This window comes from Priestia sp. JSM ZJ58, from assembly GCF_044383985.1.
Lineage (GTDB): Bacteria > Bacillota > Bacilli > Bacillales > Bacillaceae_H > Priestia > Priestia zanthoxyli.
Genome location: NZ_JBISEM010000001.1, coordinates 2,879,005 through 2,898,928, shown reverse-complemented (window position 1 = coordinate 2,898,928; position 19,924 = coordinate 2,879,005). Strand labels below are relative to the sequence as shown.

General features: G+C 38.5%; 16 protein-coding genes. 14 read left to right on the top strand and 2 right to left on the bottom strand.

Features of this window, described 5'->3' with window-relative positions; genetic code table 11:
* Nucleotides 1-41: 41 nt before the first annotated feature.
* A complete protein-coding gene (locus tag ACH6EI_RS15240) occupies nt 42-944 on the bottom strand; it encodes a COX15/CtaA family protein (RefSeq protein WP_014460550.1) in 903 nt (300 codons plus the stop codon).
* Between the two features lie 391 nt (nt 945-1,335).
* On the opposite strand from ACH6EI_RS15240, the gene ACH6EI_RS15235 reads away from it, so the two are divergent.
* The 3 genes from ACH6EI_RS15235 (at nt 1,336) to ACH6EI_RS15225 (ending at nt 4,768) form a co-directional block, all read left to right on the top strand.
* Nucleotides 1,336-2,772: an NAD(P)-binding domain-containing protein gene (locus ACH6EI_RS15235; protein ID WP_108674618.1), complete on the top strand. Its 1,437-nt coding sequence runs from the start codon at nt 1,336-1,338 to the stop codon at nt 2,770-2,772.
* Nucleotides 2,773-2,809: 37 nt separating this feature from the next.
* Nucleotides 2,810-3,136 carry a Na-translocating system protein MpsC family protein gene (locus ACH6EI_RS15230; RefSeq protein WP_014460548.1) on the top strand — a complete coding sequence of 109 codons (327 nt, stop codon included), beginning with the start codon at nt 2,810-2,812 and terminating at the stop codon, nt 3,134-3,136.
* A gap of 255 nt (nt 3,137-3,391) precedes the next feature.
* Nucleotides 3,392-4,768, top strand: coding sequence for an NCS2 family permease (locus ACH6EI_RS15225; RefSeq protein ID WP_049164121.1), 1,377 nt, complete (start codon nt 3,392-3,394; stop codon nt 4,766-4,768).
* A 79-nt stretch (nt 4,769-4,847) separates the two neighbouring features.
* On the opposite strand, the gene ACH6EI_RS15220 is transcribed toward ACH6EI_RS15225, so the two are convergent.
* Nucleotides 4,848-6,182 carry an ArsB/NhaD family transporter gene (locus ACH6EI_RS15220; RefSeq protein WP_013082773.1) on the bottom strand — a complete coding sequence of 445 codons (1,335 nt, stop codon included), beginning with the start codon at nt 6,180-6,182 and terminating at the stop codon, nt 4,848-4,850.
* A 456-nt stretch (nt 6,183-6,638) separates the two neighbouring features.
* On the opposite strand from ACH6EI_RS15220, the gene ACH6EI_RS15215 reads away from it, so the two are divergent.
* The 11 genes from ACH6EI_RS15215 to ACH6EI_RS15165 all read left to right on the top strand — a co-directional run bounded on the left by ACH6EI_RS15215 (nt 6,639) and on the right by ACH6EI_RS15165 (nt 19,912).
* A complete protein-coding gene (locus ACH6EI_RS15215; RefSeq protein WP_033578716.1) occupies nt 6,639-7,631 on the top strand; it encodes a thiamine pyrophosphate-dependent dehydrogenase E1 component subunit alpha in 993 nt (330 codons plus the stop codon).
* Nucleotides 7,632-7,649: 18 nt separating this feature from the next.
* Entirely contained in the window at nt 7,650-8,684 is a 1,035-nt protein-coding gene (locus ACH6EI_RS15210) for an alpha-ketoacid dehydrogenase subunit beta (protein WP_028413711.1), read from the top strand.
* 25 nt (nt 8,685-8,709) lie between these two features.
* Entirely contained in the window at nt 8,710-9,936 is a 1,227-nt protein-coding gene (locus ACH6EI_RS15205) for a dihydrolipoamide acetyltransferase family protein (RefSeq protein ID WP_108674619.1), read from the top strand.
* Nucleotides 9,937-9,952: 16 nt separating this feature from the next.
* Nucleotides 9,953-11,332, top strand: coding sequence for a dihydrolipoyl dehydrogenase (lpdA, locus tag ACH6EI_RS15200; protein WP_108674620.1), 1,380 nt, complete (start codon nt 9,953-9,955; stop codon nt 11,330-11,332).
* Between the two features lie 264 nt (nt 11,333-11,596).
* On the top strand, nt 11,597-13,474 hold the full coding sequence (locus ACH6EI_RS15195; RefSeq protein ID WP_108674621.1) for a sigma-54-dependent Fis family transcriptional regulator: 1,878 nt from the start codon (nt 11,597-11,599) through the stop codon (nt 13,472-13,474).
* 128 nt (nt 13,475-13,602) lie between these two features.
* Nucleotides 13,603-13,785 carry a hypothetical protein gene (locus ACH6EI_RS15190; protein WP_176544759.1) on the top strand — a complete coding sequence of 61 codons (183 nt, stop codon included), beginning with the start codon at nt 13,603-13,605 and terminating at the stop codon, nt 13,783-13,785.
* Nucleotides 13,786-13,930: 145 nt separating this feature from the next.
* Nucleotides 13,931-15,145, top strand: a complete 1,215-nt coding sequence (locus tag ACH6EI_RS15185; RefSeq protein WP_028413707.1) for a cystathionine gamma-synthase family protein — start codon at nt 13,931-13,933, stop codon at nt 15,143-15,145.
* A gap of 232 nt (nt 15,146-15,377) precedes the next feature.
* Nucleotides 15,378-15,950, top strand: a complete 573-nt coding sequence (locus ACH6EI_RS15180) for an HTH-type transcriptional regulator Hpr (protein WP_028413706.1) — start codon at nt 15,378-15,380, stop codon at nt 15,948-15,950.
* A 194-nt stretch (nt 15,951-16,144) separates the two neighbouring features.
* Nucleotides 16,145-17,242 (top strand): GerAB/ArcD/ProY family transporter, encoded by a 1,098-nt coding sequence (locus ACH6EI_RS15175; protein WP_108674622.1) that lies wholly within the window; start codon nt 16,145-16,147, stop codon nt 17,240-17,242.
* The gene (locus ACH6EI_RS15170; RefSeq protein WP_108674623.1) at nt 17,229-18,752 is read left to right on the top strand and encodes a spore germination protein; all 1,524 of its coding nucleotides are present in this window, start codon (nt 17,229-17,231) and stop codon (nt 18,750-18,752) included. The genes ACH6EI_RS15175 and ACH6EI_RS15170 overlap by 14 nt, the downstream gene beginning before the upstream one ends.
* The gene (locus ACH6EI_RS15165; protein WP_226313289.1) at nt 18,752-19,912 is read left to right on the top strand and encodes a Ger(x)C family spore germination protein; all 1,161 of its coding nucleotides are present in this window, start codon (nt 18,752-18,754) and stop codon (nt 19,910-19,912) included. Before ACH6EI_RS15170 ends, ACH6EI_RS15165 begins: the two co-directional genes overlap by 1 nt.
* The last annotated feature ends 12 nt before the right edge of the window (nt 19,913-19,924 follow it).

Genomic DNA, 19,924 nt, shown 5'->3' with positions numbered 1-19,924 from the left:
AAAAAACACGTGCAGTTATGAACTGCACGTGTTTTTTTGTTTTATCGTCTTTTACCTTTTAAAGTTTGTACACAAATGTAGCTAAGCGTAGCGAATAATGCTGTAATAAATGCCGAGTGAGACAGTGTAGCAAAGACATTTAAACGAGACATGACAACAAAGATACCGCTAAATATTTGAGCAAAGGTTAAAGCAACTGCAATGATGGACGCGTAGTAAATATCACGGCGAGTTTCTTTATACTGTTTGATAGCAGATACCATAATCCAAATGATAAGAACAAACAGCACAAGAGCAGCAAATCGGTGAGCAAAGTGAATGCCTGTTGTTCCTGATAGCTTTGGAATAAGAGTGTTGCCATAACAAGCCGGAAAGCTTGTACACGCTAAGCTTGCACCTTTGTGACGCACATATGCACCTAAATAAATATCGCAGTAGGTAAATATAAGCGTAAACCATGCGAGCCATCTAAATTTGCCTGTAACGGCTCCTTTAATAAAATGATCCGAACGGTCCTTTTGAATAACAAATATTGAAAGTAAAAATACACCGGTAAACGCAATAAGCGAAAGACCGAAATGCAGGGCTAGCGCCTCAGCTGACTGAGGCCAGATAACGGCAGAAGCCCCGAGCAACGACTCGATAACGATAAATGCAATACTCATGATCGCTAAAATTTTCACTTCACGGTTTCTGCGATAACGAATCCAAGCCCAAATAGAAAATGCTAAAACAAGAAGACCTGCAAATGCGGTAATCAAACGATGCGTATATTCAATCATTGTTGCTACTGCGTATTCGGGTATTAACTGCCCGTTACACAATGGCCACTCGTTTCCGCACCCTAATCCAGATCCTGTGGTTGTGACCAGACTGCCGGCAATCATTAAAATAAACATAACAATCGTTGTAAATATAGCTGTTATTTTAAATAAATTTCTCATACGTTGACTCCCTTTGTTGAGTTACTAATTATGACTATAGATTTGATGAATACGATAGTCAAGTAGTAGAGCGTAATTAACAAATAACTGTCACAAACTCGCACATGTTTTCCTTAAAGTTGATGTCAGAAAAGCTTTCTTCACTAAGCTTTGTAATGGTTTTTTCCTTTTAAACAATGTAAATATGCTTTCATACATAAGATATAAAAAATTATATTAGTGATTTTATACAATTTGCAAAAAAAACTTTAGAGAGAATGGAGATACAATCATATTCCAAAAGTGATAATATAAATATAAATCAAATGATGTTATAAAACCTATCATTTTATGTTAGGTATAAAATAAACTTTTTTATCACGGAGAAACTTTATTGAAAGGAGAGATAACGATGAGCTTAGAAGCTTTAAATAAAAGAGTAGAAACCGATCTTTCTTACCTTTCTTTCAGGAAACCAACAGAAGTACAGCCAATTATCCCTAAAAGTGGACACGTATACGATGTAATCATTATTGGAGGAGGTCAAAGCGGTTTAGGAACGGCTTTTGGCTTGCTGCGAGAACGCGTGTCAAATATTCTTGTTATTGATGAAAACCGTTCGGGTTTAGAAGGTCCGTGGGAAACGTATGCACGAATGATTACGCTGAGAACGCCCAAAAACTTAACATCTATCGATTTAGGTATGCCTTCGCTTACGTTTCAAGCGTGGTGGGAAGCACAATTTGGCTCAGAGGGCTGGGAAGCTCTTGACAAAATTCCAAAAGGAGACTGGATGAATTATTTACGCTGGTACCGGAGTATTCTTAACCTTCCTGTGGCAAATGAAATAAAATTAACGTTAATTGAGCCGACGGAAACAGGTATTCATCGCTTGCATATTGAAGGAAATGGAGCTGCATGTCCTACACTGATGGCACGTAAAGTTATACTAGCTACAGGAATTCAAGGAGGAGGAGAGTGGCATGTCCCGCCTATGATTTCTGAAAAATTGCCGCCTCATCTTTATTCTCATACTTCACAAACGATTGATTTTACTACGTTAAAGAACAAAAAAGTAGCTGTTTTAGGAGGAGGAGCTTCGGCGTTTGATAACGCCAACTATGCGCTTTCCGAAGGAGTTGCTGAAGCTCATGTATTTGTTCGACGAAAAGAACTTCCGCGTATTAATCCAATCAGACAAATGGAAGCTTCAGGAATGATTGAGCGTTTTCATGCTCTGTCAGATGCTGAAAAATATGAAGTAATGGCTCATTTTTTCGAATACAATCAGCCGCCTACGAATGATACATTTGGACGCGCTTCCTCATGGCCAGGTTTTCATTTGCACGTACATGCACCGTGGCTCGATGTCGAGGGAAAACAGGACAAAGCAGTTGTAACAACTCCTCAGGGAGTCTTTACATTTGACTATTTAATTATTAGCACAGGCCTTCTAACAGATCCGGCTCTTCGTCCAGAATTACGTCTTGTTGAAAAACACATCGCCCGCTGGAGCGATCATTACAAAGCACCGCATGAAATTGCCAATCCAGTATTGGATGCCCACCCTTACCTTAGTAATGGCTTTGCTTTTTCAAATCGCAATGGGGAAGGTCAAAAAATGGTATATGGCCTTTTTGCTTTTAATTATTCTGCTTTAATTAGCTGTGGAATTTCTGCTTCCGCTCTTTCAGGGCTGAAATATGCGATACCGAAGCTCGTATCAGAAGTCGCCAATCAGCTTTTTATTGATAACCGCCATGAGAATTTAACCAATTTCTTTGACTATAATGAGCCTGAATTTATCGGCAGCTGGTCAAAAGACGCTAATCAAGTGAAAACAACATAATAAAACTACATTTTTAACAATGAAAAAGGTGAAGCATATGGAGCCGATCTCTAAAAAGAAGATAGCTACTTTGTATACTCAAATTAGCCAAGAAATTTTTAATGTAGGCGTGAATACTCAAAAAATAGATATTATTGATAATAAAATTCTTATACTAGCTCAATCAAAAAGAATGCCAGCGCTAGACGCCCTCAGTGAAGAATATAAAGAATTAGTGATGTCTCTTGATGCGGCTTTGTCGACTAAATATAAAAAAATGCTAAAGCAAAAAGTGGAGCTATTATTCGATATCCAGGTCACTTCTTTATTTAGAGATTATGATCCTGCTACTGAGAATTCTTGTACGGTTATTTGCTTTAAATAACTTCTCTATATAAATGGCAAAACGTTCGATGAAATCGTTTGTTTTGCAAAAAACGTAAAAGACGGATGCTTATCTTCTGTTTACAGAAGCAAAGAGCCGTGAAGATAGAAGGGTTTCCTTCTGTTTTCACGGCTCTTTTTATACATATTTTCATAAAAAAGGAGTGGGGAAATGACTGAATATACACTTGTTGATAAAGCGGCTGTAAAAACTAGTTAAAAAAATCCAATCGATCATTAAAGGAGTGAAAAGCAAGTGGCGATGAATGAAAAAATGGAAACTCAGCATATGGAACTAACAAAAAAATCAGCACCTAATCCTTCATGGGTAGATAAGCTGTTTCATTTAACAGAACGTAAAACAGATGTAAAAACAGAAATTCTTGCGGGAATTACGACTTTTGTGACAATGAGCTATATTATCTTTGTTAATCCGACGATTTTAGCAGATGCAGGCATTCCAAAAGAAGCGGCAATTGCGGCAACAATTTTTGCCACTGTTTTTGCAACTCTTTTGTTTGCACTGTGGGCGAACATGCCTATTGCAGTTGCACCAGGAATGGGACTAAACGCTTTTTTTACGTATACAGTGGTATTGGGTGAAGGGTTAACGTGGCAAACAGGTTTAGGAGCCGTATTTATTTCAGGGGTTGTATTTTTTATTTTAACCATAACAGGCTTACGCAAGAAGATTATTGAAGGGATACCCGCTATTTTAAAAAGTGCTATTTCCGTTGGAATCGGTCTATTTATTGCTTTTATCGGTTTTAAGCAAGCTGGAATTATTGTAAGCAACAAAGAAAATTTAGTAGCGCTTGGACAACTGACAAAACCGGGCCCATTACTTGCTTTATTAGGTTTTATCGCGGTAACTGTATTAACTGCTCGAAAAATTAAAGGAGCTGCTTTGATTAGTATTTTACTAGTATCAATTGCAGGGATGGCGCTGGGCATAGTAGAAGCACCTAAAAGCATCAGCAGCGTTGTGTCGTTTTCAATGCCAAGCATGTCAGAAACTTTTTTACAAATGGATATTAAATCTGCTCTCCATTACGGTCTTTTCTCTATTATTTTTTCATTTACGCTTGTGGAGCTATTTGATAATTTAGGATCGATGATTGGATTATCTAAAAAAGCTGGACTAATGGATGAAAAAGGAGAAATTAAAGGGTTAGATAAAGCGCTTATGGCAGATTCTCTTGCGACTGTAGCCAGTGCTGCTATGGGATCTACCGCAATGAACGCGTATGTAGAAAACGCTGCGGGAATTGCAGAAGGAGGCAAAACGGGTCTTAAAGCACTGGTTGTTGCCATGCTGTTTTTAGTCAGTATTTTGTTCACTCCATTGATCAGCATTATTCCTGCTTTTGCTACAGCACCTATTTTAATTATGGTTGGAGCTCTCATGTTAACAGAAATTAAAAACATTCCTCTCGACGAAATAACAGATGCTGTACCTGCTTTTTGCACCATTATTTTGATGCCGTTAACATTTAGTATCGGCGAAGGCTTAGCGCTAGGGTTTTTATCTTATACGTTCGTTAAATTGTTAGCCGGCAAGGCGAAAGAAATCCACTGGATTATGTACATCATTAGCGCCGCTTTTATTATCAACTTCATCTGGGCTGCTTGAACGCATATATCTAGAGCAAAAAAGACTTCTCAGCTGAGAAGTCTTTTTACTGTTCATGTAAATTTTAATTGCTCTTTCTTTACAGGAATAAAAGGTAGCGAAGAAAGATATATAACGTTGAAATCAAAAGAGATACAAGCATAATTGGAGCTCCAATTTTCAAAAAATCCATAAACGAAAATTTATGTCCTTTTTTTACAGCCATGCCAGCTACAATGACGTTGGCAGATGCTCCAATTAACGTACCGTTTCCTCCCAAACATGCTCCTAGAGCCAATGACCACCATAGTACATTGATTTGAGCAGAATCAGGGCTCATTCCCATTCCATGAGCCATATCTTGAATAAGTGGAATCATTGTAGCAACAAAAGGAATGTTATCAATAACAGCTGAGGCAATGCCACTAATCCACAAAATGAGATAAGCTGACAGTGCGATATTGCCGTCTGTAACGTTCAACGCGCCAGCAGCCAGCTTTTTAATAATGCCTACATCGATTAAGCCTCCGACAAGAACAAACAAACCTGCAAAGAAAATAATGGTTGTCCATTCAACAGAATCAAATGCGCTTTCTACTTCATCATGAGTTCTTAATCCAATTACCAGTAGTACAGCAGCACCTGTAATGGCTACCATAGCCGCATCAATGTGCAAAACAGAATGCAGGGTAAAACCTAGAATCGTTAATACTAATACAGTTAACGATTTTTTCATTAAAACAGAATCTTGAATATAATCTTTTTCATTTAAACTCATTAGCTCTTGCTTTTTACTATCTTCTACTTTTAACTTTTTACGATAGATAAGAACAAGAATCCCCAGTGTAACAACACCGATAATCAGTACTGCAGGAGTTAAATTTAATAAAAAAGCATTAAAATCAAGGTGAGGGTTCGCTGCCCCAATCATGATATTAGGCGGGTCGCCTATTAAAGTTGCCGTTCCTCCAATATTTGAAAACAGCACTTCTGATATAAGAAACGGAAAAGGATTAATGTTTAAGATAGTAGTAATCGAAAATGTAACGGGAACAATTAATAACACGGTTGTCACATTGTCTAAAAAAGCTGATCCGACGCCTGTTAAAATCGATAAAATAACTAGAATTCGAACCGGATCACCTTTAGCAATTTTAGCAGACTTGATGGCTGCGTATTGAAACACGCCTGTTTTGTTTGTGATGCCGACTAAAATCATCATACCCATAAGAAGGACAATTGTTTCCCACTGAATGTGTTCGGTAATAGCATTATTAAAATCGACAATACCTAACAAAATCATTAATATAGCACCTAAAAGAGCTGCTGAAGCGCGATTGATCTTCTCGGTCATAATCAAAAAATATGTAATGATAAATATAATAATGGCTGCGTATACATGAAAACTTGTAATGTGTTGAATTGCATTGTGCATAACAGTAACCTGGCGATATGTCATCTAGTGACGAGAACTTTGGATGTTGTCCAGGTTTTCACCTCATCTTTCATCGTTTAATTTACATCCAACTTTACGGTGAAACTTCTATAAAATCCGCTTTCCTTTAACCAACCTCCTTTAAAAGCTTTGGTGTTCTTCAAAATGAAGACGATTCCTTCAGCATTATATCATATTTACATAAAAGCTTTCTTGCTAATTATTCATGTGATTTTCAACCCACACGCTTATTATGCACCTTAAATTCAGTTTACATAATTGATTCCTCTAATATCGGACAAAGTTAGACAAAGTTGGAACAGTGTCCAATTTTGTCTAACTTTGTGAGAACAAATAAAACAATGGATTGCTAAGATAAAGCGGTTTTCATGTTGGCACGGTACTTGCAAGAGTAATTAAGTGAAGTTTGATAATCAAATGAGGAGGCTTACCATAATGAAAACTGCTCAAAATAAAACAGAAAAGCTTACGAAAGAAAAAGCCAGCTGGATGTATCAGAAAATGGTAGAAATTCGAAAGTTTGAAGATGAAGTACATCAAATTTTTGCAAAAGGTGTACTGCCTGGTTTTGTTCATCTGTATGCAGGTGAAGAAGCGATAGCGGTTGGAATGTGCGCTCACCTTAATGACAGTGACAGTATTACGAGCACTCATCGTGGACACGGTCATTGTATTGCTAAAGGCGGCGATTTAGATGGAATGATGGCTGAACTATTTGGGAAGGTAACCGGGTTAGGCAAAGGAAAAGGCGGATCTATGCATATCGCGGATTTAGATAAAGGAATTTTAGGAGCAAATGGAATTGTAGGAGGAGGATTTCCGCTTGCATGTGGTTCTGCTTTAACTGCTAAATATAAAAAGACAAAAGATGTAAGCGTTTGCTTTTTTGGAGACGGAGCGGGCAATGAAGGAACGTTTCATGAAGGAATTAACTTAGCAGCCATTTGGAAACTGCCTGTTGTTTTTGTTGCTGAGAATAATGGCTACGGAGAGGCAACTCCCTTTTCTTATGCTTCAAGCTGCAGCACGATTGCAGACCGTGCCGCATCTTACAATATTCCAGGCGTACGAGTGGATGGAAAAGACGTGATGGCTGTTTATGAAGCAGCTGCTGAAGCGATTCAACGAGCTCGCAGAGGGGAAGGCCCAACGTTAATTGAATGTGTAACGTATCGAAATTACGGGCATTTCGAAGGCGACGCACAAACGTATAAATCAGGCAGTGAAAAGAAAGAACATCTTCAGGAAAAAGATGCGATTGCTCTTTTTGAAAACTATTTGCTTTCAGAACAAGTAGTAACAGAAAAAGAGCTTAGAGATATTGAAAGTGACGTAGAAAAAGCAGTAAAACGCGCAGTTGAGCTAGCAGAAACAAGCGATTATCCTGATGCTTCCGAACTATTAACAGATGTTTATGTATCTTACTAATTAAAGGGGGAAAAGAAAATGACTAGAAAATTAAGTATGTCTGAAGCTATCAATGAAGCAATGAAACTAGCGATGCGAAAAGATGAGAATGTGATTCTGCTGGGAGAAGATGTAGCTGGCGGAGCGGAAATTGACCACCTGCAAGATGATGAGGCTTGGGGCGGTGTCCTTGGAGTGACAAAGGGACTTGTACAAGAATTTGGACGTGAACGAATTCTTGATACGCCTATTTCAGAAGCAGCTTATATAGGAGCTGCAATGGGAGCGGCAGCTACGGGGTTAAGACCGGTTGCAGAATTAATGTTTAATGACTTTATTGGCTGCTGCTTAGATCAAGTGCTGAATCAAGGCGCAAAATTTAGATACATGTTCGGAGGAAAAGCAGAAGTGCCCGTCACGATTCGAACGACTCATGGAGCTGGATTCAGAGCTGCGGCTCAGCATTCTCAGAGCTTGTATGCTTTGTTCACTAGCATTCCTGGCATTAAAGTAGTGGTGCCTTCTACCCCTTACGATGCAAAAGGTTTATTATTAGCAGCAATTGAAGACAATGATCCGGTTATCTTTTTTGAAGACAAAACACTGTACAACATGAAAGGTGAGGTTCCTGAAGGCTATTATACGATTCCATTAGGAAAAGCAGACGTGAAACGCGAAGGAACAGATTTAACTATTGTAGCGATTGGCAAACAAGTAAATACTGCACTTACAGCCGCAGATCAATTATCTCACAAAGGAATTGACGTAGAAGTAGTCGATCCGCGAAGTCTATCACCTTTTGACGAAGAGACGATTCTTTCTTCTGTAGAAAAAACGAATCGATTAATTGTTATTGACGAAGCTAACCCAAGATGCAGCATCGCAACAGATATTGCTGCGCTAGTTGCTGATAAAGGATTTGATATGCTTGATGCACCTATTAAACGAATTACAGCACCACATACACCTGTACCATTTTCACCTCCATTAGAAGATATTTATCTGCCAACACCGCAAAAAGTAATTGAAGTTGTATCGGAGTTGCTAGGAGATAAATCGCTTCTAAGCGTGTAAGTAAAGAGAAAGGAGGAGGAAGCAAATGGCTGAAGAGGTTGTAATGCCAAAACTAGGTATGGCAATGAAAGAAGGAACCGTTTCGACATGGAATAAAAAAGTGGGAGACTCCGTTTCAAAAGGAGATATGATTGCAAGTATTAATTCTGAAAAAATAGAAATGGAAATTGAAGCGCCGCAGGACGGTGTGATTCTTGATATCCTTGTGCAAGAAGATGTAGGTGTGCCTCCTGGAACGATTATCTGTTATGTTGGAAATCCAAACGAGCAGCTTACTGAGCAAAGCAGTTCAGCAAATGAGCTTCAGGCTCCTAAAAACGAGGTAGCCGCCACTATCTCTTTAGAAGAGCCACCAGCAAACGTAGCTTCATCAAAGAAGAGCAAAGAAACTGTGCGCATTTCACCAATTGCACGGAAAATAGCAGAATCTGAAAACCTTGACATTGAAATGATTAAAGGCACGGGACCAAAAGGAAGAATCACAAAAGCGGATGTAGAGAAAGTGCTGACAGAAAAAGCTTCAGAAACAAGTCATCTACCAGTTGAAATAGATAAAGCTACAAAAAAAGAAACGCTTCCAGTAGCGGGGATGAGGAAAGTCATTGCAGGCCGAATGCATAATAGCTTACTAAACAGTGCTCAATTAACGATTAATATGAAAGCTGACGTGACGGATTTGCTGTCTCTTCAACGAGAAATTAAAGAAGTGATTCAACAACGCCATAAGGTGAAAATCTCTCTAACTGATTTTATTGCTCGCGCTGTTGTTCTTTCACTTCAAGAACACAAGCAAATGAACAGTGCGTATATCGATAACGAAATTCATCTCTATCATCATGTTCATCTTGGAATGGCCGTGGCTTTAGAGAATGGGCTAGTTGTTCCTGTTGTGCAACATGCTGAAAAAATGCCGTTAGTTGAATTAGCTGCAGAGATAAAAACACGAGCAGCAGATGCTCGGCAAGGTCAGTTGAGTACTGATAGCATGCAAGGTTCCACATTCACTATTACTAATCTCGGTGCCTACGGAGTAGAGTATTTTACACCTGTATTGAACCCGCCTGAAACAGGAATCCTTGGTGTGGGAGCTACTGAAGATGTACCTATGTATATAGGAGAGAATTTACAAAGAAGAAACGTGCTGCCTTTAAGCCTGACGTTTGATCATCGCGTACTGGACGGAGCACCTGCAGCTAATTTCCTTGGAACTATTAAACAATACTTAGAGCAACCTATTTTACTACTCTTATAGAAAGGTGGTGCATTCCATGAAACCTTTAGTTGTCATTGGCGGCGGTCCTGCAGGATATGTGGCGGCAATCACTGCCGCCCGGCAAGGAAAACAAGTTACGTTAATCGAACAAAAAGATTTAGGTGGAACATGTTTAAATGAGGGCTGTATGCCGACAAAGTCATTATTAGCAAGCGCGGAAGCCTATGAGAAAATAAAGCAAGCTGAGCAATTCGGCATCACTCTTCCTTTAGAACAAGTGAAAATTAACTGGGATGGCGTTCAGCATCATAAAACAACCATTGTTAAAAACTTGGTCAGGGGAATTGGCTATTTGATGAAAAAGAACAGTATTAAAGTCATGAAAGGAGAAGCTTCTTTTTTGACAAATCATCGCCTAGCCGTGCGAAATGAAAATCAAGTAGAAGAAATAGAGGCTGAACAGTTTATTATTGCTGCAGGTTCAGAACCTGCTAGCCTGCCATTTGCTCCGTTTGATGGAAAGTGGATCATTCACAGTGGACAAGCGATGTCGCTGCCTGCTATCCCTTCATCTCTTTTGATAGTAGGAGGAGGTGTAATTGGGTGTGAATTTGCAAGCATTTACAGTCAAATGGGAACAAAAGTAACGATTGTGGAAGCGGCAGATCAGCTGCTTTCTGGTGAAGACGCCGATATCGCCTTTATGTTGCAGGAAAAGTTAGAGAAAAAAGGCGTAACGATTTATACATCCGCTTCGCTAACAGAAATGCAGCCAGAAGATAAAACGGCTCTATTTAAACATAAAGAAGAACTGCATGAACTGCAGGCTGACTATGCATTAATTTCAATTGGGAGAAAGCCTAGAGTGCTAGGTTTAGGTTTAGAAAAGCTTGGCATACATTTTTCAAAACAAGGAATTGATGTTAATGAGCATATGCAAACGAATATACCTAATATCTATGCTTGTGGAGATGTAGTCGGCGGAATTCAGCTTGCTCATGTAGCCTTTCATGAAGGCACAGTTGCTGCTTTGCATGCATGTGGAACAGATAAGAGCGTGAATTACCGAGCTGTACCACGCTGCATCTATACTCATCCTGAAATTGCAAGTGTCGGTTTGACAGAAAAACAGGCCCGAGAAAAATACGGTGATGTTCGTATCGGAGAATTTTCGTTTACGGCAAACGGCAAAGCGATGATTGCAAATGATTCTGTTGGAAAAGTGAAAGTAATCGTAGAACCGCAGTTTAATGAAATTATTGGGCTTTCCATTGTAGGTGCACATGCTACAGAATTAATTGGACAAGGAACCATCATGCTGCACGGGGAGTTGACCACGGATGTAATGGAAGACTTTATCGCTGCTCATCCTACATTATCCGAAGCGATTCATGAAGCTCTTTTGCATTCAGCGGGTCAGGCCGTTCACTCATGATTATACGAGTGCTCAAGTTATTAAGCTCTTTAAGAATGAAAAGTAAAAATGAATGATTCAAAAAGGTAAACTAGAGGATGAAGGAATCATGAAAGAGGGATAGGGGTTTTCCTGCATCCTCGTCTAGTTTTTCTATTAATTTTTACATAACGTGAGTTTAAGAATCTATCTTTGGTAATGATAACGTTTTCTTTGTGATTTATAATAATAGTAACAAGCCTTGATTTACTATATTCAATTAAGTTTATAGGGGAGAGGTAAGAAATGGAATCCACACTTTCTTTAAACACATGGAAACGTTTTGTAAACGAAGGAGCACTTGAATCTTCAAGGTTAAACGACATCATTGTAAAATCGTGGCACCGCTGTAAAAGCGCAGATGTTAACCCTTACCTAGATAAAGGCAGATCGATTTTAAGAAACGAAGATTTTCATTCTCGAAAACAAATGAACTCTTTATTTCTTGAAACGGCGTTGCCGCACTTAGAAAGAATCAGACAATCAGCGGCAGATTTAGGAATGGTTGCTCTATTAATTGACCCAGAAGGCTATATTTTATCTATTACAGGAAATAGACTTACACTGAATGAAGCAAGAAAAATTAATTTTGTGGAAGGTGCCTGTTGGACAGAAAAAGAAGTAGGAACAAATGCAATCGGGACGGCTCTGCAAACGGAAGAACCCATTATGATAACAGGTACAGAACATTATTCGATTGCTTCGCATCAATGGAGCTGTTCGGCGGCGCCTGTTCGAAATGACGACGGAAATTTAATTGGGATTATTAATATTTCCTGTCCCGTAAACAGAGCGCATCCTTATATGCTTGGAATGGTTACGTCCATTGCGTATACAATCGAACGGGAGTTAAGCATTCGAATGCACAAAGACGAAATTGAGTTGGTTCATGCTTCTATGAATTTTGTCGATAGCAAGCAGCTCTTGCTGCTTTGCAATTACAAAGAAGTGATTGTAGGAGCAAGTAAAACCGTTCGGGAATGTATACCTAAATGGTCAGGACAACAGTTGAATACGATTGTACAACAGGGATTTCGTATAGTGATGGAAGTGCCTGTCATTTCAAAAAGACACGGTCATTCTATTGGAAAGATTGTTTACTTATCAGAAGAAACGACTCATAACCAAATAACTAAACAGATCTCTGCTCAATCATTTTGTTTTAAAGGAGAAGCAGGCATAAGCCGATCCTTTCAGCGAACATTAGAAGAAATAAAGCAGGCGGCTCCTACGGATACAACGGTCTATATTTTAGGGGAAACAGGTACTGGAAAAGAAGTAGTGGCGAGAACGATTCATGAAAACAGTTCGCGTAAAAACGGGCCTTTTATTGCTCTTAATTGTGGTGCCATTCCGAAGGAACTTATGGAAAGTGAATTATTTGGCTATGCGGAAGGAGCCTTTACAGGAGCACGGCGTCAAGGATATCAAGGGAAGTTTGAACAGGCTAATCATGGTACGATTTTTCTTGATGAAATAGGTGAGCTTCCTCATTCTATGCAAGTTTCTTTGTTAAGAGTATTGCAAGAGCGCAAGGTCACGCCTGTGGGAAGCAATCAGGAAATTCCGGTAGACATCCGGATTATTACCGCTACTCATCGAGATCTTCGCCAACTTGTCAATGAAAGGAAGTTTCGAGAAGATTTATACTACCGGCTTCACGTGTACCCCGTGCATGTTCCGCCTTTACGGGAAAGAAAAGAAGATATTCCGCATCTTATGCGGTACTTTTGTCAAACGAATGATTGGAATATGAATTTCCCCAAGGAACTAGTAGATAAATTGATAGATTACCAGTGGCCCGGAAACGTTCGAGAATTATTTAATGTACTTGAGCGCTTGAAAATTTCACTAAACGCGGACACAGAAAAAGAGACAATATTGAGTTATTTGAGTTCTTTACATCTTGGTGGTCAGAGGAACATCTCTCACTCTGATACTTCACAAGAAATAGAAGAAAACGATTTTACGTCCCTATCCGCACTCACATTTCGTGAAAAAGTTCAAAAAGACTTGATGATGGATGCTTTACGTAAAACGCAGGGAAATGTGTCGCTTGCTGCTAAGCTGTTAGATATACCAAGAAGTACATTTTATAACAGACTAAAAAAATTCAATTTATAAGCTGAGAGTTTTTAGCTGTTTTAAATTTAGACGAAGTAAAAAATGAACCATTGATCAAGATTTTCGATTAGTGGTTCGTTTTTTTTTAGGGTGAACGTACGTTCGATTTGTTTAGACCCTTCTAGCAGTTGATTGGAGGGCAAGACGAAAACTCCTGCGGGAAAAGCGGAACAGGTGAGACTCCACAGGAGCGTATGCGACGAGAAGGCTCAGCGGCCGACTGCGGAAAGCGAAGTCTTGCACGGAACCAACTGACCTGTCACGAGCGTTCAGCTCATGTATCCTATTTGTTCGTCGTTAGATTGAATTGATTTCGTTATATCTCGATCTTTTTTAAATTTAATGAAGAATGTACGCATATTTTATTATCAGATTATTCTGTACTATATACAGTATATTGTATACAATATATAATTTAATCAATATCTAATTAACAAAACCAGAGGTGATGAGTGAATGACAGACAAACAGTTTAAAAATGTACAAGACGGAACAAAAGCGGTATGGGCAGGAGAAAAAGAATCGCTTGCTTACAATGCCACTCAAGTTCCCGTCGTCTTCAGCGTAGCTTACAATTATGATGATGTAGACGAATGGCAAGAAGTTGCGTTAGGAAACAAACCAGGCTATACGTATAATCGCATGAGTAATCCTACGGTTAAAGCTTTTGAAGAAAAAGTAAGGATACTCGAAGAAGCAGAAGAAGCGGTCGCATTTTCTTCCGGCATGGCGGCTATTAGCAGCACATTATACACGTTTTTAAAACCCGGAGACCGAGTCGTATCGGTAAAAGATACATATGGAGGAACAAACAAAATCTTCACTGAGTTTCTTCCTAACATTGGAGTGGATGTAACCTTATGTAATACGGGAAATCATGAAGAAATTGAAGCGGAAGTAAATAAAGGATGTAAAGTGCTGTATTTAGAGTCACCTACAAATCCTACGATGAAAATTATTGATATTGAAAGAATAGCGAAAGCAGGGAAATCGGTAGGGGCAGTGGTCATTATTGATAATACGTTTGCGACACCAATTAACCAAAACCCTCTTCAATTAGGAGTAGATCTTGTCATTCACAGCGCCACAAAATTTTTAAGCGGACATGCGGATGCCTTAGGAGGAGTAGTATGCGGCTCTAAAGAATTAATACAGCATGTGTATCACTACCGTGAGATCAATGGCGCGACCATGGACCCTATGTCAGCGTATCTTATTTTAAGAGGAATGAAGACGTTAAAATTACGTATACGTCAACAAGAACGAAGCGCTTTGGAAATTGCTAAATTTCTTCAAAAGAAAGAAGCTGTTGAAGCCGTCTATTATCCTGGATTGGAAACACACCCTCATCATCATATTGCCAAAAAACAAATGAAAGGCTTTGGCGGAATATTAAGCTTTGTGTTAAAAGGAGAAATGGAAGCTATTAAAATTTTGCTGCCAAAGTTAACGTATGCAAATAAAGCCGGTAATTTAGGAGCAGTTGAAACGATTTACGGTCCGGCAAGAACGACTAGTCACGTAGAATGTACGCTTGAAGAACGTAAAGCTCTTGGAATATCCGAAGGACTGGTTCGCATATCTGTAGGAATTGAAGATACGGAAGATTTAATTGCAGACTTAGAACAAGCATTTGCTCACTTAGAATCTGCATCACCTATTAGTAATTAAAAAGACATGTATTACTTTTTTAAATAAAAATAAGGTAAGCAACTCTTTTTAGTTGGTAGAAGTTTCTTCAAAATTGCAGAGATATTGTGGAATAAAGCTGAGAAATTAAACTGCACGTGTATTTTTTCGTCTGATTTTGTAGGTATACTGATAAATTAGATGAAATAAAAATGTTTTTACACGCTTTAAAAATAAACTAACTTACAATAGCCTACAAATAAGGAATGATAGTATGTCGAAACAAGAAAATGAATACACAATAAAAGATGCATCATTGTTTGGATTTAAATTAATGCAGGTAAGTAAAGCCATCTGGCGAGCTGCAGAAGATGATTGGGAGCAATGGGTGAAGCCTTATGGTCTGAATGTAAATGAGCATCATATTTTATGTTTGGCTAGCAGCACGGGAGAAATCTCGATGTCAGAGTTAGCTAACTTAGGAGCTATGCATATCTCTACAGCATTTAATTTTTCGAAAAAATTAGAAAATCAAGGGTATCTGTATCTATCCAAAAGAGAAAATGATAAAAGAAACACCTATATCAAACTGACTGAAAATGGAGAACAATTATTGCTTGACACGCTCAAAGGGTATGAACCACATAACAGTAAGGTGTGCAAAGGCGCACTTCCTTTAAAAACGTTATACGGAAAATTTCCCGATTTTCCAGAGCTCGTAACCGTTGTTCGTCACGTTTGCGGCGGCGACCTAGTGACCGTTGCTGATCAACCTTTTGTGAATATAGAAGAAGCGGGAATAGAAGAAAATGAAGATAAGAAAGAAGTCCAGCTAACTAGTAATTGAACGCGCTGAATAATGGGCAGAGAATAGGGCTTCGTGAAAATAAGTGAATAACAGACCGAGCTGTTTTATCCGTGAGAAACTTCACGTATAAAACAGCTCTTTTTTATTTTGTGAATAATGATTCTCCATTATATTATGAGAAATTTAGGATAAGCTACCAGTAGTAAATTTACCGGAGAGAAGGAGTAGATACCATGAATAAGTCAGACTCAATTTCTGTTTTTCAGCTGATCCTTCTTTCGATGACGTTTATTGGCTTAAAAACTCATGTGATGCTTATATCTCCATTAATTAAAACGGCAGGGCGCGATGCTTGGATCACTGTTCTTCTTACTTGTCTTTTAACACTCATATGGGTTCCTTTACTCGTATATGTAAATAAAAAAACAAACGGCGAACATCTTTTTCAATGGATGAAAAAACATATGAATAAGTCATTTACCAACGTTGTTATTTTTCTTATAATCGCTTATTTGGCCATTATGGAAATTGCCACCTTACGAGAGACGATTACGTGGATCAATATTATTTTTCTTCAGCGAACACCTTTAATTATACTCGTTTTATTATTTGGTTTTCCCTGTTGCTTACTTGCCGCTACGAGCATGAGAACGATTAGTATTGTAAACGTGTTTCTTTTATTTTTTATTGTACTATTAGGTTTTTTTGTTTCTTTTACAAACTTTCAATTTAAAGATTATTCTTTATTGCAGCCTGTTTTAGAAAATGGCTATTTTCCGGTTATCAAAAGTATTGTATTTCAAGGATCAGGGATGGTAGAGCTGCTGCTGCTGCTTTTCTTGCAGCACAAAGTACCGCAGCCTATACGCTATAAGCATTTAGCGGTGGCAGGAATTCTCTTAACAGGCCTTACAATTGGGCCTCTCATTGGGGCAATTACTGAATTTGGTCCTGTAGAAGCCTCTAAGCAACGTTTCCCTCCCTATGAAGAATGGGGAATTGCATCGCTTGGAAAGTTTATAGAGCATATCGACTTTTTATCTATTTATCAGTGGCTGTCGGGTACCTTCATCCGCATTTCGACCTTTCTTTTTATTATGAAAGAATTAGTTCCATTTCAAAAAGGCCACAAAAGGTTTCTTTTACTCATTTTAGTGGTTATCACTGTATGCACGCTGGCTCCTATAACAGACTTTACTTTTTCAAATCTTTTATTTTTTACAATCATACCGGCTACTTTCTGGCTGTTTGTTGCTTTTTCTCTTTTCTTAGTAGTCATAGTCTTTCTAATTTCTCATAAAACAAGGAGGGGTAAAAGTGGAATTTTTTAAGAAGCAAAAAGACTACAGCTCTAAAAAACAAGAGAGCGAAAGTCTTTTAAAAGAAAGTTCTTCTTGTTCTCAGATCATCAATGAGCGTACGTTAAGAGATTTATTTGGAAAATGCGGCGATATTAACTTCGAGACCGTTTATTTCTATAACAAACGAGTGCTTATGATTTATTGTACCGGTTTAGTGAGTACGGAAATGCTATATGGAATGATCCCTAAAAGATTAGAGGAATGCTGCGCTAAGTTAGAGGGGGAAGTAGAAGGAGACCAGATCATAAAATTATTAAACCTTCCCTCAGTTTCTATCGTTCAAAATGAAGAACAGGTAGTTTCGGAAATTTTTTCTGGGAAATTATTCATTGATTTTGGATTACCGAACGCTGTTGTGTCTATCGATATTTCTGACCGTCCTCAAAGAAGTCCAGAAGAAACGAAAAATGAAGTAACCATATTGGGTCCTAGAGATAATTTTATTGAAGACTTACCTGTGAATATTGCTTTAATTCGTAAGCGTCTTAAATCGGTTTCCTTGTTAACAAAATCTTCAGAAATTGGAAAACGAACAAAAACAAAAGTAAGCATTTTATACATGGAAGACGTAGCTGATAAGAAGATACTTGACGAAATTATGGAGAAGTTAGGGAATATCGATATCGACGGTATTTTCAGCGGAACACAGCTAGAAGAGCTCATTAATAAAAATCCGTATAGCTTTTTTCCTCGCCACGCTTATACAGGGAGACCTGATTTTGCGGTTCAATCTCTGTTAAATGGCCGGTTCATTATATTAATTGATGGCACTTCATATGCGTATGTTACACCTATTAACCTTTTTTACTTATTAAAAGGATCTGAGGATAAAGAAAATACATATTTATACAGCTCTTTTGAGCGTATTCTTCGAATCTTCGGGCTTTCTATCGCTGCTTTTTTGCCCGGTTTTTGGGTTGCAATGACGGCTTTTCATCAAAATCAGCTTCCTCTCAGCTTATTAGCTACGATTGTTGAAGCAAGAAGAGGTGTCCCGTTTCCTACCTCTCTTGAAGCAATATTAATGCTCCTTTTATTTGAATTGTTTCGAGAGGCAGGGTTTAGACTCCCGACTTCTGTCGGGCAGACACTCAGTGTAATCGGAGGGCTTATTATCGGTGATGCAGCGATTAGAGCCGGTTTAACAAGTCCTGCCATGCTGGTTGTCATTGCAGGCTCTACGATTGCTACCTTTACGCTAGCAAATCAGTCCCTTATAGGAACAATTTCACTGATCCGCTTTTTTAGTATTATCTGTGTTAGCATTTTAGGTTTTTTTGGCTTTTTTATTTCCATCTTTTTAGTCATGATCTATATTACAAACATTCGAACGTTTGGTGTGCCATATTTCGAATTAGCAACCCGATTAGATGCGAAAAATATTTTAAAATCTCTCTTCCGCCTGCCCGAAAGTAAAAAAGCAACGAGAGCTAGTATGCTTAACCCCAGCGATTCCACCCGCGAAGAAGGAGGAAGTTAGTGAAAAGGACCATAAGGAACTTACTTATATTTGCTATGAGCTCTTTTTTATTGTTTCTTTCGGGGTGCTGGGATACGAATGAACCGGAACAAATGGTATACGCACAGGGAATGGGGGTAGATTTTAAAGATAATCGTTACGTTCTTTACCTGCAGACAATCAATTTAAGTTTATTGGCAAAATCTGAGGCAAGCGGTGCTGGCGCGGGTCAAGTCAAAGTAGAAGTTGGCTACGCAACAGGAAAAACCATTGATGAAGCTATTTTTAGATATTATCAAATTTCTCAGCGTAGAATCTTTTTTGGGCACTTAGCTTTCCTTGTTCTAACGGACGATGCGTTAAAGCATGGTGCTGTCAAATCTGCGGTGGACTTTTTAGATCGTTATCGGGAAACGAGATATAACATTTGGATGTATGCTACGAAAAGCCCTTTGAAAAAAACGCTGTTAGCTACGCCGATGTTCGAAGTATCGAATGCTCTTTCTCGCTTGAGCGATCCTAAAGTGATTTTCAAGCAAAACTCCTTTATTCCACCAGTTGATTTAAGAGAGCTCATTATCCATCTTAATGAACCAAGTCACGAAGTAAACATCCCTTTAGTTCAGACTAAAGAACATTTAACAACGGATCAAAAAAGTGAAACAGCTATTCAAGTAAACGGAGCAGTGGCTATTACATCATCTGAATTAAAAGGAGTTTTTTCTGAAAGTAAAATCAAAGGGCTTAGATGGATAACTGATGAATTTGTACGAGCTGGTTTACGGGTAAGGCTACCTGATCATTCCGATATTGATCTTGTGGTAGACAAGAAAAAAGTAAAGATCGAACCTGTTCTAAAAGGTAGTAATCTAACCTTTAATATAAAAGTTCGGGCAAAAGCAACGATTTTAGTTATGCCGCAGCACGAAAAACTATCAACTATAAAAAAAGAAGCTGAACAGAAAATTAAGAAACAAATTATTGAAACATACGCGCAAGGCTTAAGTATAAACAGCGATGTTTACAGGCTTTCTCATGTTCTTTACAAAAAAGAACTGCGTAAATGGAAAGCTGTTCAAAGCAACGGGGCCATTCCTCTAACAAAAGACTCAATAAACGTGAAGGTCAACGTACAGGTTAAGCACGGAAACAAACAGCGAATAGGTCCGACTATAGATTGAAATACTGAAAAC